General features: G+C 71.9%; 13 protein-coding genes. 6 read left to right on the forward strand and 7 right to left on the reverse strand.

From position 1 onward, the window contains the following. Positions 1–423 precede the first annotated feature (423 nt). The gene (locus ABD269_RS33305; protein ID WP_344124039.1) at positions 424–1638 is read right to left on the reverse strand and encodes a DUF5685 family protein; all 1215 of its coding nucleotides are present in this window, start codon (positions 1636–1638) and stop codon (positions 424–426) included. A 274-nt stretch (positions 1639–1912) separates the two neighbouring features. Here ABD269_RS33305 and ABD269_RS33310 point away from each other — a divergent pair, with 274 nt between their 5' ends. Next, on the forward strand, positions 1913–2350 hold the full coding sequence (locus ABD269_RS33310) for a cell division protein SepF (protein ID WP_116211017.1): 438 nt from the start codon (positions 1913–1915) through the stop codon (positions 2348–2350). A 96-nt stretch (positions 2351–2446) separates the two neighbouring features. On the opposite strand, the gene ABD269_RS33315 is transcribed toward ABD269_RS33310, so the two are convergent. Beyond that, positions 2447–3640 carry an acyl-CoA dehydrogenase family protein gene (locus tag ABD269_RS33315; protein WP_344124042.1) on the reverse strand — a complete coding sequence of 398 codons (1194 nt, stop codon included), beginning with the start codon at positions 3638–3640 and terminating at the stop codon, positions 2447–2449. A 221-nt stretch (positions 3641–3861) separates the two neighbouring features. Next, the gene (locus ABD269_RS33320) at positions 3862–5481 is read right to left on the reverse strand and encodes an MFS transporter (protein WP_344124044.1); all 1620 of its coding nucleotides are present in this window, start codon (positions 5479–5481) and stop codon (positions 3862–3864) included. Positions 5482–5647: 166 nt separating this feature from the next. On the opposite strand from ABD269_RS33320, the gene ABD269_RS33325 reads away from it, so the two are divergent. Both ABD269_RS33325 and ABD269_RS33330 read left to right on the forward strand, forming a co-directional pair. Next, positions 5648–6832: a hypothetical protein gene (locus tag ABD269_RS33325; RefSeq protein ID WP_425573032.1), complete on the forward strand. Its 1185-nt coding sequence runs from the start codon at positions 5648–5650 to the stop codon at positions 6830–6832. Between the two features lie 272 nt (positions 6833–7104). Then, the gene (locus tag ABD269_RS33330; protein WP_301888460.1) at positions 7105–8118 is read left to right on the forward strand and encodes a phosphatase PAP2 family protein; all 1014 of its coding nucleotides are present in this window, start codon (positions 7105–7107) and stop codon (positions 8116–8118) included. Positions 8119–8199: 81 nt separating this feature from the next. Here ABD269_RS33330 and ABD269_RS33335 read toward each other — a convergent pair whose 3' ends face one another. Next, positions 8200–8415 (reverse strand): I78 family peptidase inhibitor, encoded by a 216-nt coding sequence (locus ABD269_RS33335; protein WP_301888458.1) that lies wholly within the window; start codon positions 8413–8415, stop codon positions 8200–8202. A gap of 478 nt (positions 8416–8893) precedes the next feature. Here ABD269_RS33335 and ctaD point away from each other — a divergent pair, with 478 nt between their 5' ends. Then, positions 8894–10579, forward strand: a complete 1686-nt coding sequence (gene ctaD, locus ABD269_RS33340; RefSeq protein WP_344124049.1) for an aa3-type cytochrome oxidase subunit I — start codon at positions 8894–8896, stop codon at positions 10577–10579. A gap of 81 nt (positions 10580–10660) precedes the next feature. Here ctaD and ABD269_RS33345 read toward each other — a convergent pair whose 3' ends face one another. The 3 genes from ABD269_RS33345 to ABD269_RS33355 form a co-directional block, all read right to left on the reverse strand. Continuing rightward, positions 10661–10831 (reverse strand): hydrophobic protein, encoded by a 171-nt coding sequence (locus ABD269_RS33345; RefSeq protein ID WP_301888454.1) that lies wholly within the window; start codon positions 10829–10831, stop codon positions 10661–10663. 75 nt (positions 10832–10906) lie between these two features. Then, a complete protein-coding gene (locus tag ABD269_RS33350; protein ID WP_344124052.1) occupies positions 10907–11914 on the reverse strand; it encodes a hypothetical protein in 1008 nt (335 codons plus the stop codon). Next, complete coding sequence (locus ABD269_RS33355; RefSeq protein WP_301888450.1) at positions 11911–13161, reverse strand: glycosyltransferase family 4 protein; 1251 nt, start codon at positions 13159–13161, stop codon at positions 11911–11913. Before ABD269_RS33355 ends, ABD269_RS33350 begins: the two co-directional genes overlap by 4 nt. A 284-nt stretch (positions 13162–13445) precedes the next feature. On the opposite strand from ABD269_RS33355, the gene ABD269_RS33360 reads away from it, so the two are divergent. Then, positions 13446–14246: a hypothetical protein gene (locus ABD269_RS33360; RefSeq protein WP_344124088.1), complete on the forward strand. Its 801-nt coding sequence runs from the start codon at positions 13446–13448 to the stop codon at positions 14244–14246. Positions 14247–14395: 149 nt separating this feature from the next. Further along, the coding region (locus ABD269_RS33365; protein WP_344124055.1) for a hypothetical protein at positions 14396–14681 on the forward strand (286 nt) is incomplete at its 3' end.

The raw sequence follows: 14681 nt of genomic DNA on the forward strand, positions 1-14681 counted from the left end.
CGTGGATGCGGGGATCGAACACGGGAGTTGACGCCTTCACACCGGGCCGCGCCCCTCAGCGCGACCGGACCCCGAGGCTAATCCGGGTCCCTGGCCTGCTGTCAAGCATGTCCATTTCCCTGTCCAGCATGCGGGCAGCGCGCCATAACGGCATTGACGCGGAAACGGATGGCTGTTCCACTTGTCGCATGCACTCAGGGCAACGGCTGGTCACTCGGGACCACATCGACTTCGGTCGGGTGTGGTCCGCTTCGTGTCCGTGTTCCCCTGTTCTCCTCGCAGGACGCTGTACGGCTTCCCGTACCGCCTCCTGATCCCCTCGGGGCCGACCGACACTCCGGGCGGGCCCCGCGCCTTCACACCGCGGCAGTCAGGCCGCACCCCTCCCCTCGCACCGCCCCGCTCACGTCCGCCGTGGGCCGCTCAGCAGTCACATCCGCAGTCACAGTCACAATTGCTGCAACAGTCACAGCAATTGCAGCAGTCGCCACAACCGTCGCAGCCGCTGCAGTCGCAGTCACAATTGTCACACCAGGCGTCGCGCTTCTTCCCGTTCCAGGGGTCGGTGTAGTCCGTGCAGCACACCTGGCAGGTGCAGAAGAGCGCGGCCCACACCGCGCAGCCGTGGACCGGCCCGCGCCGCCGCCCCTGCCTCGGCGGCTCGGGCGGCGCGCCGGGCGGCATGACCGGCGGCGGGCCGAACCAGCCCTGCGCGCCGTGCCGTACGTCACCGCCGGGGTCCTCGTCGTGCCGGTGACCGCACCCCGCCGTGCCGAACGCGCGGTCGACGGCGCGCTCCAACTCGTGTGCCAGCAGCAGGTGTGCGAGCCTGCCCTGCCCCTTGCTCGCGAAGTCGACTTCCCGCAGCGCGAGCCGCACGCCGTGCACCGCGTCGTCGCACAGCCGTCGCACCTCGGCGAGGCCGGTCCCCGTCACGGCGATCGGGTTCCACGCGCCGCCCGCGGCGTCCTCCTCCAGGTCCTCGACGGCGTCCAGCAGATGCGCGAGCCGGCCGAAGAGCCGCCCCGCCTCCTCCAGCGGCGCCCGGTTGGCGGGGCGCCCGGCGAGCACCGCGGTGTGGCCGAAGGCCGCGGCGGTCGCCGTCTCGGTCGGCTCGGTTATCGCCAACAGCGGGGTGCCGGAACCGGCCAGGGCCTCGATCCCCGCCTGCCGTTCGACCGCGTCCACGAGCACCGCCGTGTCGAAGCCGAGGTCCGAACCCGTACGGGCGCCGGCCCGGTCCCACTTCGCGGCGACCTTGCGGGCGGCCGCGGCGACCGGACGCCGCGCCAAGAGCCCGTCGCCGTCGGCGACATGGTCCCGCATCTTCGCCGACGCCAGGACGAGCGAGACGGAAGCGGCCAGCCGCGCACCCTCGCCGCGCGCGACGGAGGCGGTCCGCATCCCGCGCAACGGACAGGGACCGGCCGTGCGCCGCCACGCGTCCGCGCCCCCGGTGCGCGGCGACTGCGCCTCGACCAGAACCGAAATCACCAGTCCGTCATAATTTGTGGCCACTCTGGCGAATTGCCCGTGATCTCCACGCAGCGCCAGGCACAGCCCGCAGAGATGGGCCATCCACTCCGCGCGCATCGACTCGGACAGCCGATGACGGCATGGTCTGACGATCCCGAACAATTCCGGCCCCCGTGTGTGGTGTGGATGGACCCGGGCATCCTAATCACCGGACAACCACACCGGTCCGCAGCCCGCGGACCACCCCCGGAACCCACATATGCCCAGGTCCGCAGCGTGTGACGGACCTCTCGGGCGATCTGACGCACCGCCAAGCGCTTTGCACCAGATGCGTCACGAAATCCACGCTTGGCGGCTATCCACTTGGCACACCATCCACAACATGGACGACGATAGGGAAGCGGTCGGACCACACCGCGTGTGAGAGGAGGCGTCCATGGGATCGGTGCGCAAGGCGAGTGCCTGGCTCGGCCTCGTCGACGACAGCGATGACGAGCGCTATTACGACGACGACTACGCCGAGGGGCCCGAGCCCGGCGACTCCTGGGTGACCAACCCGAAGGTGCGGGTGGCGGACGAGGTGGCCCAGGAACAGGGCACCCGCATCGCCACGGTCACCCCGGACGGCTTCCGGGACGCCCGTGGCATCGGCGAGCTCTTCCGCGAGGGCGTACCGGTGATCGTGAACCTCACCGGCATGGAACCCAACGACGCCAAGCGGGTCGTGGACTTCGCGGCCGGGCTGACGTTCGGGCTGCGCGGCTCGATCGAGCGCGTGGCCAACCGCGTCTTCCTGCTGACCCCCGCGGACTACCAGGTCCTCAGCGGCGAGGCGGGACGCCGCGCGAACGGGGGCTTCTTCAACCAGAACTGAGGGGCCGGAACCGAGGGGCCGGAACCGAGGGGCCGGAACCGAGGGAGGGACGAGCCGAGGAGAGGTGTCAGGGGGACACCGCTCCTTGGCCGGTGCTCACCGGAAGGCGTCCAGGCCGGTGAGCGCCTTGCCCAGCACCAGCTGGTGCATCTCCACCGTGCCCTCGTACGTGAGCACGGATTCCAGGTTCGTCGCGTGCCGCATGACGGGGTATTCGAGGGAGATCCCGTTCGCGCCGAGGATCGTCCGGGCCGTGCGGCAGATCTCGATCGCTTCGCGCACGTTGTTGAGCTTCCCGAAGCTGACCTGCTCCGGCCGCAGCGACCCGGCGTCCATCCGCAGCCCGAGGTGGTGGGCCAGCAGCAGACCCTTGTGCAGCTCCACCGCCATGTCGGCGAGCTTCGCCTGGGTGAGCTGGAAACCGCCGATGGGACGGCCGAACTGCTCCCTGGTCCGCGCGTAGTCCAGCGCCGACTCGAAGCTCGTACGGGCAGCGCCCAGCGAGCCCCAGACGATGCCGTAGCGGGCGTGGCTCAGGCAGCTGAGCGGGCCGCGCAGCCCCTCCGCCTCCGGCAGGACCGCGTCGGCCGGAAGCCGCACTTCGTCGAAAATCAGCTCGCTGGTGACCGAGGCACGCAGTGACCACTTATGGGTGATTTCCGGCGCGGAGAAGCCGGGGCTGTCCGTCGGTACGACAAAACCACGGATCCCGGCGTCGGTCTGCGCCCAGACGACGGCGACGCCCGCCACCGAACCATTGGTGATCCACATCTTGCGGCCCGTCAGCACCCAGTCGGTGCCGTCGCGCTTGGCGAACGTCCGCATGCCGGCCGGGTCCGAGCCGTGGTCGGGCTCGGTCAGCCCGAAGCAGCCGATGATCTCGCCCGCGGCCATGCCGGGCAGCCACCGCTGCCGCTGCTCCTCGGAGCCGAAGCGGTGGATCGCGTACATCGCGAGGGAGCCCTGGACGGACACGAGCGAGCGGATGCCGGAGTCCGCGGCCTCCAGCTCCAGACACGCCAGGCCGTACTGGACTGCGCTCGCGCCCGCGCAGCCGTAGCCGGTGAGCGACATCCCGAGGGCGCCTATGGCACCGAGCTCGCGGGTGAGTTCACTGATGACGGGCAGCTCGCCGCGCTCGTACCACTCGGCGATGTGCGGCAGGACGCGGTCGGCGGCCCACTGCCGCATGGTGTTCCGGACGGCGAGGTCCTCGGGCGACAGCAGGTCGTCGATGCCGAGGGGGTCTCGGGGGTCGAAGGGCTTGCGTACGGCTGCATTCACGGACATGACCGGCCTCCGGGTGATCATCGGGTCGCCCCGACGCTATTCCGCCTGCCGTCGGCCGTCCAGACTCCCTTGCCGGGTGCGCAAATTCAGCCCGTGGGGGCACCTCTGGGGGCACCCCCGGACGGAGTCTGGGGGAGGTAGCTGGGGGAGTTTGAGGACGCGGCCGCAGGCCGCTCCCGCCGCAGGCGGCAACGAAACCCGCACCCGAGCACCGGCGCCCCCTACCGCTCCTCCACGGAGTCGCCCCCGCAATCCATCGCCCGCGGCAGGCGAAGCGCAGCCACCGCCCCGAGCAACAGCAGCCCCGCACTGAGCAACAGCGTCACATGCAGGCCGTGAACGAACGCATCGCGCGCCGCCACCCGCAGAGCCGGACCCGCTGGGGCGGGCAGGCGGTCGGCGACCTCGTAGGCCTCCCCCAGGGAGTGGCTCGCGGCGGTCGCGGCCTCGGACGGCACACCCCGCGTTCCGGCGACGCCGGGCGCGTACGTGGCGTTCATGACGCTGCCGAGCAGGGCGATGCCGATGCCCGCGCCGAGTTGGTAGGACGTCTCCCCGATCGCGGCCGCCCCGCCCGCGGACTCCGGCGGCGCCTCGCTGAGCATCGATTCGTACGCCCCGAAGAGCGTGGTCTCCAGGCCGAAGCCGAGCAGGACGAAGACCGCGCAGAGGAGCGTGGGGCGGTCGTCCGCGCCCATGGCGGTGAGGGAGACGACGGCGGCGGCGGTCAGGACGAAGCCGAGTCCGACCATCGTGCGCGGCCCGAGCAGGTGCAGCAGGCGGGAGCCGAGGAGGCCGGCGGCCATCGCGGCGAGGGTGAGCGGCAGCAGCCGCAGCCCGGTCTCCAGGGGCGTGAGCCCGAGGACGAGCTGGAGGTACTGCGCGGCGATCAGCTCCAGCCCGACGAGCGCGAGCATGGCGAGCACGATGCAGCCCACGGAGGTGCCGAAGGCGGGCCTGGCGAACATCCTGAGGTCGACGAGCGGATGCTCGCGCCGCCGCTGCCGGCGTATGAAGAGCGCCAGCAGGCCCCCGCCGACGACGGCGGGCACGAGTGTCGCGAGGGTCAGCGGCGGCTCGCCGCCGCCCAGCCGCTTCACGGCGAGGACGAGCCCGAAGAGGCCGAAGGCGGCCATCAGCGCGCCGAGCACGTCCCACGGCCCGTTGCGCTCGCCGGTGGACTCGGGCAGCAGCCAGCGCCCGACGGGCAGGCTGACGGCCATCAGCGGGATGTTGATGAGGAAGACCGAGCCCCACCAGAAGTGTTCGAGGAGGAAGCCGCCGAGCAGGGGCCCGAGGGCCGCGCCCACGGCGGCGACCGCGCTCCACACGCCGACGGCGAGGGCTCGCTCGCGCCGGTCGGGGAAGACCTGCCGGAGGATCGAGAGCGTCGCCGGCATGATCATCGCGCCGCCGACGCCGAGCAGCGCGCGGGCCCCGATGAGCACGTCGGGGCCGGTGGCGAGGGCGGCGAGCGCGGAGGCGACGCCGAAGAGGCCGTAGCCGAGCAGCAGCACCCGGCGGCGGCCGACGCGGTCGCCGAGGGTGCCGAAGAGGATGAGGAGCGAGGCGCAGACGAGCGGGTAGACGTCGACGATCCACAGCAGCTGGACGGCGCCGGGGCGCAGGTCCTCGGTGACGGCGGGGACGGCGACGTGCAGCACGGTCGCGTCGACGGCGACGAGCAGCAGGCTGACGCAGAGGACGACGAGCACGGTCCAGCGGTTGGCCCCGGCGCCGCGTTCCCGGCCGGGTCGCGGCGGGAGCCAGGGCCCGCGCCGGATCCGTTGCCGGGGAACGCCCGCGGCCCGTCGGGGCCCGGCCGTGGTCGTCCCGGACATGCACACCTCCGTGTCGTGCGCTCGCGCCCGTCCGCGGTCCGAGGGGACGTGGACCGGCGGGATCGAGGGCGAGTGAGTCGACAGAGTACGCGAGTCCCGGGCAGGGATCCGTGCGCCCGGTCACGCCGCGGTCCGCCCGCGGGGGGCGTGCCGCGCGTGCTGGACAATGGGCCGGGTGACTCATCTCGTTTCTCCCGCCGGTACGGACGCCGGGGCGGGCTCCGTGGCGGCCGCTCCGCGGGTGCGCGGGGCGCTGCGGCACGCCGCCCCCGCCCTGCTGGTGTACGCGGGGGTGCGCGCGCTGGGCCTGGTGGTGCTGGCGGTGTGGGGCGCGGTCGACGGGAAGGACCCGCACCAGCTGCTCTCGGCGCGCTGGGACTCGCTCTGGTACAGCCGCATAGCCGAGGACGGTTACGGCTACACCCTTCATCTGGGGGGTGACAAGGTCCACTCGGATCTGGCGTTCTTCCCGCTGCTGCCGTGGCTGGAACGGGGTCTTTCGGCCCTCTTCCCGCTGTCCGCGGCGGACGCGGGCCTGGTGGTCAGCGCCGTGTCCTCGCTGTGCGCGGCGTGGGCGGTCTTCCTGATCGGCGACCGCTGCCACGGCCGGCGCGCGGGCATCGCGCTGGCGGCGCTGTGGGCGGCGCTGCCGGTCGGCATCGTGCAGTCGATGGCGTACTCGGAATCGCTGTTCACCGCGCTGGCCGCGTGGGGCGTCTACTGCGTGCTCACCGGGCGGTGGGTGTGGGCGGGTTCGCTCGCCGCGCTGGCCGGGCTGACCCGGCCGGTGGGTGCGGCCGTGGTCGCGGCCGTGTGGATCACGGCGGCGGCCGTCCTGTGGCGGGAGCGCCGCAAGCCCGGTGCCCGGATGCTGCTGGGTGCGGTGCTCGCGCCGCTCGGCTGGCTCGCGTACGTCGCCTGGGTCGGCGTACGGACCGGGAGCGTGACCGGCTATCTGGATGTGCAGGGCGGCTGGGGCAACGGCTTCGACGGGGGCGTGGCCTTCGGCTCCTTCGTCGCGGGCCGGCTGGCGGGCCCGGCGTGGCCCGCGGGCGTCGGGCTGCTGATCGGTGTGGCCCTGGTGGTGTGGCTGTACGCGAAGGGGGTGCGGCAGCGCCAGCCGCTGCCGCTCCTCGTCTACGGGGGGACGGTGCTGCTGCTGGCGCTGACGGCGAAGGGCTACTTCGGTTCGAAGCCGCGGCTGATGATGCCCGCCTTCCCGCTGCTGCTGCCGCTCGCGGTGGCCGTCGCCCGGCTGCGGACGGTGCGGGCGGTGCTGACGGTGGCTCCTGTGGTTCTCGTGTCCGCTGTGTACGGGGCGTTCTGGCTGCACGGTTCGGGCCCGCCGTGATCAAATCGCCCGTGCCGCGGCCGGGTTGTCCGGCGGCGGTGCGGGAAACGTCGTGGAACGCATCGGCCAATCGGTGATAAACGACGGCGTACAAAAAGAAACAATACGAGGACGCCGTCAACTGCCGTGGATCCGGGCTTCTTTAAGCGCTTCTTATTCCGTGGAATCAAACGTGCCGTAAGTCATGTTTGAGACGCATTCCACATCACATCGTCATCACAAAGAGCCTCGATCGGCCGAACCCTCCTGTCACGCAATGTAACGTCGATTGGGTGCGTACCAACGATGAGCTCGTCCGCCTGGAGGAGCGCCCGACCGAGCCCGTGCGGCCGCGGATGACCCGGACCCGTCTCGGGATCTTCGCGGCGACCTCCGTGGTCTATCTGGCGATCGTGGTCGGCGTGCTCACCACGTCCTGGCCGGTCCGGTTCGACTGGCAGGTCATGCTCTTCCGCCCGTACAAGCAGTGGCCGGAGATCCACACCTTCCTCGACTACTTCGTGGTCCTGGGCCAGCGCGGCCCGACCGCCGTCGCGGTGGCCGCCTGGCTGGGCTGGTGCACCTACAAGCAGAAGACGCTGCGGCCGCTGCTGGTGCTGGGCACCTCGCTGCTGCTGCTCAACGCCACGGTGGGCGCCGCCAAGATCGGCATGGGGCGCCTCGGTCCGCACTACGCCACCGCGATCGGCTCGAACGAGATGTTCGCGGGCGGCGACATATTTCCCTCGGGCCACACCGCGAACGCCGTGGTGACCTGGGGCGTCCTCGCCTATCTGGCCACCACGCCGCGGACCCGCCGGATCTCCTCGGTGATCGCCGCGATGCTGGCGCTCGGCGTCGGGATGACGACCGTCTATCTCGGCACCCACTGGATGAGCGATGTGACGCTCGGCTGGAGCGCGGGGCTGCTGGTGCTGCTGGCCCTGCCCTGGTTCGAGGCGCCGATGGCCCGCGCCGAGGCCTGGCTGCTGGCCGTCTGGCACCGGCTGCGCCGCACCGCGCTCGCACCCGCGCAGCTCGCTCCCGTCGCGATCGGCGGCCCGCGCCCCGCGGCCGACGACCAGCGGCCCGTCCGCGAGCCGGTGGGCGTCGGCGGCCGTACGGCGGGCTCCGCCGCGCGCGTGCCCGACGGTCGGCCGCACCTGTCCCCCAAGCCGCACACGGTCCGCTCCGAGCGGACGCCGGTCACGCCCAGCGGCAGCCGGCGCCCGCCCAGCCCGGACCGCACGCCGCGGACGGCACCGCTCGGCCCGGCCACGGGCCGCGGCCGCACCGTCGGCAGCTGAGCGAAGCGGGTACGCACCACCACTGCGGCCCCGGAACCCCGACAGGGGCTTCCGGGGCCGCAGTGGCGTTCGCGGGACCGGTCAGCCCTTCCAGCAGCGCCGTACGGCGCCGTCCACGACCTCGAAGTTCAGCCTGCCGACCTGGTATTCCATGGTGATGATCGAGCCGGGGGGCAGCGTGCGGACGGTCGCCCAGCCGCGCGTCCGGGCCCGCTCGGAGGCGCGCGCGACCTCGAGCCCGACATAGGCGTCGAGGTCGTCGTGGGGATCGGCGGGGACGTTCGGGAGAGGTGCCATGACGCCACCGTAGGCGCCGGGGCCCGGCCGCGGTAGCGCCGCCCCCGGGCACGGACTCGTGCGCTCCGGGTCCGCCACCGGTCACACTTGTGTCACAGAGAACTCCCGCCTGTTTACCGGGCCCGGTATCACTCGTACGAGCCTTCCCGCCCCTGCCGCCCCGCCTTCACAGGGCTTCGCCCGTAAATGCACAACGCCTTCCCGGAATATCCTCGACAACTCCCGGAATCGCCCCGGGAATTCCCCCGGGCGCCGCCGCCCGTAAATACTTCCTCCGCATTTACGGGCCGGCTTCCGCACTCCCGTTCCGGCCCGTGTCCAGTTATCCGGAATGCATTGCTCCGCAGGGGTTTCCTTGCCGGGCGGCCATGCACGGGGCACCCCACCCGTACCTGACGCACCCTCGCGCTACGGACGCGCGGCGAGCATCATGGCGTGAGCCCGAAAGCCCGTCGACGATGACATCGAGGGAGCACAGATGGGGACGGACACCGCGCACGCGGCCGCCGGTCCGGTCCGGGAGCGGAAGCCCGGCCGGATCGTGGTGGACTGGCTGACGACCACCGATCACAAGAAGATCGGCCATCTCTATCTGATCACGTCGTTCTGCTTCTTCATGGCGGCCGGGCTGCTCGCGATGCTGATGCGCGCCGAGCTGGCGCGCCCGGGCCTTCAGTTCATGTCGAACGAGCAGTTCAACGAGACGTTCACCGCACACGGCACGATCATGCTGCTGCTCTTCGCGACACCGGCCTTCGCGGGCTTCGCCAACGCGATCATGCCCCTGCAGATCGGCTCGCCGGACGTGGCGTTCCCCCGGCTGAACATGCTCGCGTACTGGCTCTACCTCTTCGGCGGGCTGATCGTGGTGAGCAGCCTGCTGATGCCCGAGGGCGGCGCCGCGTTCGGCTGGACCGGCTATGCGCCGCTGAGCAGCGCGGTCCGTTCGCCGGGCACCGGCGCGGACATGTGGATCATGGGCCTGGCGCTGTCGGGCTTCGGCACCATCCTGGGCGCGGTGAACTTCCTGACCACCATCATCGGCATGCGCGCGCCCGGGATGACGATGTTCCGGATGCCGGTCTTCACCTGGAACGTCCTCTTCACCTCGATCCTGGTGCTGCTGGCGTTCCCCGTGCTGGCGGCGGCGCTGCTCTGCCTGGAGGCGGACCGGCGGTTCGGGGCGCAGATCTTCGAGCCGCAGAACGGCGGGGCGCTGCTCTGGCAGCACCTGTTCTGGTTCTTCGGCCATCCCGAGGTCTACATCATCGCGCTGCCGTTCTTCGGCATCATCTCGGAGATCATCCCGGTGTTCTCCCGGAAGCCGATCTTCGGTTATGTGATGCTCGTCGGCGCCACGATGGCGATCACGGCGCTGTCGGTGGTGGTGTGGGCGCACCACATGTTCGCCACCGGCGCGGTGCTGCTGCCGTTCTTCTCCTTCATGTCCTTCCTGATCGCGGTGCCGACCGGGGTGAAGTTCTTCAACTGGATCGGCACGATGTGGCAGGGGTCGCTGTCCTTCGAGGCGCCGATGCTGTGGGCGGTCGGCTTCCTGGTGAGCTTCCTCTTCGGCGGGCTCACGGGCGTGATCCTGGCGTCACCGCCGCTGGACTTCCACGTCACGGACTCCTATTTCGTGGTGGCGCACTTCCACTACGTGGTGTTCGGGACGGTGGTGTTCGCGATGTTCGCGGGCTTCTACTTCTGGTGGCCCAAGCTCACGGGGAAGATGCTCGAGGAGCGGCTGGCGAAGATCCACTTCTGGACGCTGTTCGTGGGCTTCCACACCACGTTCCTCGTCCAGCACTGGCTGGGCGTGGCGGGCATGCCCCGGCGGTACGCGGACTATCTGGCGGCCGACGGCTTCACCACGCTCAACACGGTGTCCTCGATCGGGGCGTTCCTGCTGGGCCTGTCGACGCTGCCGTTCCTCTACAACGTCTGGAAGACCGCGCGGTACGGCAAGCGGGTCGAGGTCGACGACCCCTGGGGCTACGGCCGTTCGCTGGAGTGGGCGACGTCCTGCCCGCCGCCCCGGCACAACTTCATCGCGCTGCCCCGGATCCGCTCGGAGTCACCGGCCTTCGACCTCCACCACCCGGACGCGGTGGAGCAGTCGCAGTCGCCGGCCGTGGCGGAGCCCGAGCCGGCCGGGCCCTGAACGCGCGTCGGCCTGCCGCCGAGGACGTCGGCGGCAGGCCGCGATGCGTTCGTGCCCCTGTGAGGCGTCAAGGGGCATTGCTCACCACCGGTACCAGCGGCCCCTCGAACCCCCGGACCCCGTGGACCGGAAGAGGAAGCCGAGCAGCCACATCACCAGGACCGCGAGCGCGATCCACCAGAGAATCTTGATGGCGAAGCCGGCTCCGAAGAGCAGCAGGGCCAGCAACAGGACGAGAAGGACAGGAACCATGATTTCGCACCTCCATGGATGCGAGTGCCCCCTCGTCCTCCGGCCACACTCCGCACAGGGCCGCGGGCCGGTGGATCAGCGCACGGTGGGCGGGCGTTCGTCGACCCGGAGCGCGAGGTCGTTGTCGGCCGTGTAGTACGGGCCGGCTTGCGCGGGGGCGTACGAGGCGTCGACGGTCTGCGCCGGGTAGGTGAAGATCTGCTTCTTGTCCGCGACGTCGTCCAGGATGCGGGCGATACGGGCGGTCGCGGAGCCGTCGGCGCCGCGCACCCACAGGTCCCAGACGTCGAGCCCGCCCTGCCACTCCTCGGCCAGCGCGGCGAAGGGGAGCGTGCAGGTGAAGTCCTGGTCGTCGGCGCCCTCTTCCTTGGCCGGGGCGACGGGCACCGTACGGACCCGGTCGGGGTCCCGGCGCAGGCGGGCCTCGACCACGGCGCCGGCGAGCCAGGCGGCGGGGTCCGCCGCCCGGTAGAGACGGCCGTGCAGGGTCATGCCGGTGGCGTCGAGGACGAGGTCACCGGCCTCGGCGTGCGGTCCGCGCAGCCAGCTGCGCAGGGAGAGGTTGCCGTGCTTGGTCGCGTACGGGATGCGGACCGCCAGCGGGGAGGTGCTGGGGCCGGGTCTGCGGTCGACCAGCGAGCGGAGGTCGGCGAGGCCGGGCACCAGGCGCCGGGGCTCGGCGTCGGCGCAGGCGGCGTAGACGTCCCAGCGGCCCTCGGGGAGGGCGACGGTGCTGGGCAGGACGGCGCGCAGCCGGCCGCCCCCGTCGGGCGCGAGCGGCAGCCTGACCTCTTCGGGCTCACCGGTCTCCGCGGCGCCGGCCCGGCGCCGCAGCACCAGGGCCGCGGACCAGTCGCCCGGGGTGTCGGCGAGACCGGGGGCGTCGAGGTCGAAGGTGAGACCGCCCGCGGAGTCCGCGATGCAGTCGACGCTCGGGTCCTCCACGCCGAAGGGCTGGGGAGGGGCAGACACGATGGTGGGCTCCTCGGGGGTGCTGGCCGCGTGCGGGGTGCCGGACGGGCCGGTGGGTTCGTCGGGTGAGGTGTGCTCTCGGGGCTCGGCGGGACCGGTGGGGGGCGTCATGCGGTCCGCCCCTTCCGCAGGGCGGTGCGGCTCCTGTCCTTGGTCCGCAGCGCGCTGCTGAGCAGGGCTCCCCGGGTGCGGTGCAGCGAGCCGCGCAGGGCGCCGCGCGAGGCCAGGTCGGTGAAGAGCGCTTCGTAGCGCCCGGCGACCTCGGCGGGGTCGAAGCGGGCGGAGCTCTTCAGGGCCGCCTGTCCCATGCGCCGCCGCAGGTCGTCGTCGTTGATCAGCTTCAGCAGGCCGGCGGCGATCGCGTCGGCCTTGCCGGTGGGCACCAGCAGTCCGTCGACACCGTTGTCGATGATCTCGCCTGGGCCGTGCGGGCAGTCGGTGGAGACCACGGGCAGCCCGCTGCGCATCGCCTCGACGATGGTCATGCCGAAGGACTCCAGGCTGGAGGTGACCGCGCCGATGGAGCCCTTGACCCACTCGGCGTCGAGCGGGGTGGCGGGGCCCATGAGGTAGACGTGGTTGTAGAGGCCGCGCTTGTCGATCTGCGCGCGCAGCTTCGCCCGCTCCGCGCCCGCGCCGTAGATCCTCAGCCGCCAGTCGGGGCGCTCGGCGACGACCTTCTCGAAGGCGCGGATCAGCAGGTCGTACCGCTTGGCGGGGGCGAGCCGGCCGGCCGCGATCACCCACTTGCCGGTGGAGTCTGCGGGGGCGAGGGCGGGGGCGGGGATGCTGTTGGGGACGGCCTCCACCCGCACACCGGGCAGCCGCATCAGCTTGCGGTAGGTCGCGGCGTCGGCCTCGGTGACGGTGGTGACGGCGTCGAGCCGGGGGTAGTGCGTGCGCAGGGCCAGCTTCAGCTGCGGGGAGTGCGTGCCGAGCGTCAGGTGCTCCTGGCCGACCCGGGCGACACCGCGCCGGGCCTGCTGGGCGATGTGCACATTCAGGCCGGGCCGGGTGCCGACGACGACATCGCAGTCCAGGCTCCGCAGGTGCTCGGCGATCCGCCGGTCGGTGAGCGCGCTGTACTGCTTGTAGCGGCCCTCGGCGGCGGGGAAGACGGTGGCGGGCCGCTCGTACTCCGGGTCGTCGCCCTCGTAGCCCGGGGTGCCCTTGCGGAGATCCACCAGGTGGCGCAGGCGCACCTTGCCGCTCGGCGCGAAGACGGGCTCCTCGCGGTGGCGGAAGACGGAGACGATCTCCACGTCGTGCTGCTCGGCGAGCGTGCCCGCGAGGTTGTACGTGGTGCGGATCGTGCCACCGATGCCGTACGCGTTGTGAATCAGGAATGAGATGTGCATTCGTCCCCGTATGCAGCCGTTTCGCCGCGGACATTCGGTGCAGCCCGCCTACCGAGACATTAGACCGCGGGGAGGGCTCCGGGGTTGGCCCCGATCACCAACTCGTTCTGCAAGCGATGGCGAATCGGTAGCCCGGACCGGGAACTTTCGGCCGTCGTCGCCGGGCCGCGCCGGGCACCCGGTGCCGGAGCGTGACCCCTGCCACGGATCGTCCGTTGTCTTCCCGAGAGCCGGGAACCGCCCGGCGCACACGCACCCAGTTCGAGGAGCCACCCGTGCCTCGCATGCTCGACGTCAGTGAAGACGTCCGCGCCGAGATCGGCGACGAGGAAGCCGACCGCCTGCTCGGCGGCGACAACGCCCCCGGCAGCTACGACTGCACCTCCTGCCGTACCCCAGGCGACACCGAGCGGGAGCCCACCAGCACGGTGCTCTTCGTCGGCGAGGAGACGGCCGTGCTCGCCTTCGCGCACGCGGCCTGCATCCCCTCCCAGGTCGTCCCGGTCTCCGAGGAGCAGCTCCAGGGCGCCGTCCGGTCCATCACCGGCGAGGGCGGCCCGGAGCAGAACCCGGCGGGGCCGCCGGTGGTCCCCATCGGCACCGACGGGCCGGTCCAGGCCGAGCTGGGGGTGACCAGCGGGCTGGTCCTGATCGACGGGGAGCTGCACCCCGCGCTGGTCGTCGAGCCGCTCGCGCCCATCGCCCGGCCGGGCACCACCGGGCCGGTCGACGTCTTCCTGCCGCTCCTGATCGAGCAGGGCTTCTCCCCGGTCGCCGCCGTCGACCAGGTGCCGACGCCCACCCCGGGCTGGTCGGTGCTGCTGGCCGTGGGCCGGCTGCACGCGATCCTCCAGCCGGGCACCGGCGGGGGCACCCCGTCGGCGTGGTGGCAGGCGCACCAGGCGATGGAGGTCGCCCCGGAGTGGCGCTCGGCGGTCAACAAGTCGAAGAAGGTGCTGGTCTTCGCGGCGCCCGTCGGCACGATCGGGCAGCAGCCGCGGGAGGACCTGCTCCGCGAGGCGCTGGACCGCGCCGCCGCGCGGGGGCAGCTGGTCGCCACGTCGATGCCGCTCGCGGGCACGTGAGTCACACCGTGCTCCCGCTGCCCATGCGTCACACCGCCACGGGCCATTCCCCGCCCGGCCCGCATCCCCCGGGCCACGGACTCGTTGGCTCAGATGTGCACTCATACGAGCCTGCCCCCCGGATCCCGTACCCCCATCACATCCCCGGTATGCGCCCACCCCGCGACACCGCCCCGCAGAGCCACACCGCATCGGTGACCCCGATCTACGACGCGCTCTACGCCGAGTACCGTCGCTCGTTCCGGGCGCTCCCCTTCGACCGCTCGGGCGAGGAGGAACTGAGGTTCGCGGGGTTCGGCCACCAGCTGGTCGCCTACGGCCAGTACGGCGGGCAGGGCCATTTCGGCCAGCTCGGCGGCCAGCCCGCGTATCCGGGCCACTCGGGGTACACCGCCGCCTGGGACACGTACTACGGGCGGCAGCGCGGCGGGCATG

Source organism: Streptomyces blastmyceticus (assembly GCF_039521185.1).
In the GTDB taxonomy this organism is placed as follows: Bacteria; Actinomycetota; Actinomycetes; order Streptomycetales; family Streptomycetaceae; genus Streptomyces; species Streptomyces blastmyceticus.

Excerpts from the sequence above, each read along its gene's own strand:
- ABD269_RS33310 (WP_116211017.1), top strand. The coding sequence starts at position 1,913 with ATGGGATCGGTGCGCAAGGCGAGTGCCTGGCTCGGCCTCGTCGACGAC.
- ABD269_RS33315 (WP_344124042.1), bottom strand. The coding sequence starts at position 3,640 with ATGTCCGTGAATGCAGCCGTACGCAAGCCCTTCGACCCCCGAGACCCC.
- ABD269_RS33320 (WP_344124044.1), bottom strand. The coding sequence starts at position 5,481 with ATGTCCGGGACGACCACGGCCGGGCCCCGACGGGCCGCGGGCGTTCCC.
- ABD269_RS33325 (WP_425573032.1), top strand. The coding sequence starts at position 5,648 with ATGGGCCGGGTGACTCATCTCGTTTCTCCCGCCGGTACGGACGCCGGG.
- ABD269_RS33335 (WP_301888458.1), bottom strand. The coding sequence starts at position 8,415 with ATGGCACCTCTCCCGAACGTCCCCGCCGATCCCCACGACGACCTCGAC.
- ctaD (WP_344124049.1), top strand. The coding sequence starts at position 8,894 with ATGGGGACGGACACCGCGCACGCGGCCGCCGGTCCGGTCCGGGAGCGG.
- ABD269_RS33345 (WP_301888454.1), bottom strand. The coding sequence starts at position 10,831 with ATGGTTCCTGTCCTTCTCGTCCTGTTGCTGGCCCTGCTGCTCTTCGGA.
- ABD269_RS33350 (WP_344124052.1), bottom strand. The coding sequence starts at position 11,914 with ATGACGCCCCCCACCGGTCCCGCCGAGCCCCGAGAGCACACCTCACCC.
- ABD269_RS33355 (WP_301888450.1), bottom strand. The coding sequence starts at position 13,161 with ATGCACATCTCATTCCTGATTCACAACGCGTACGGCATCGGTGGCACG.
- ABD269_RS33360 (WP_344124088.1), top strand. The coding sequence starts at position 13,446 with ATGCTCGACGTCAGTGAAGACGTCCGCGCCGAGATCGGCGACGAGGAA.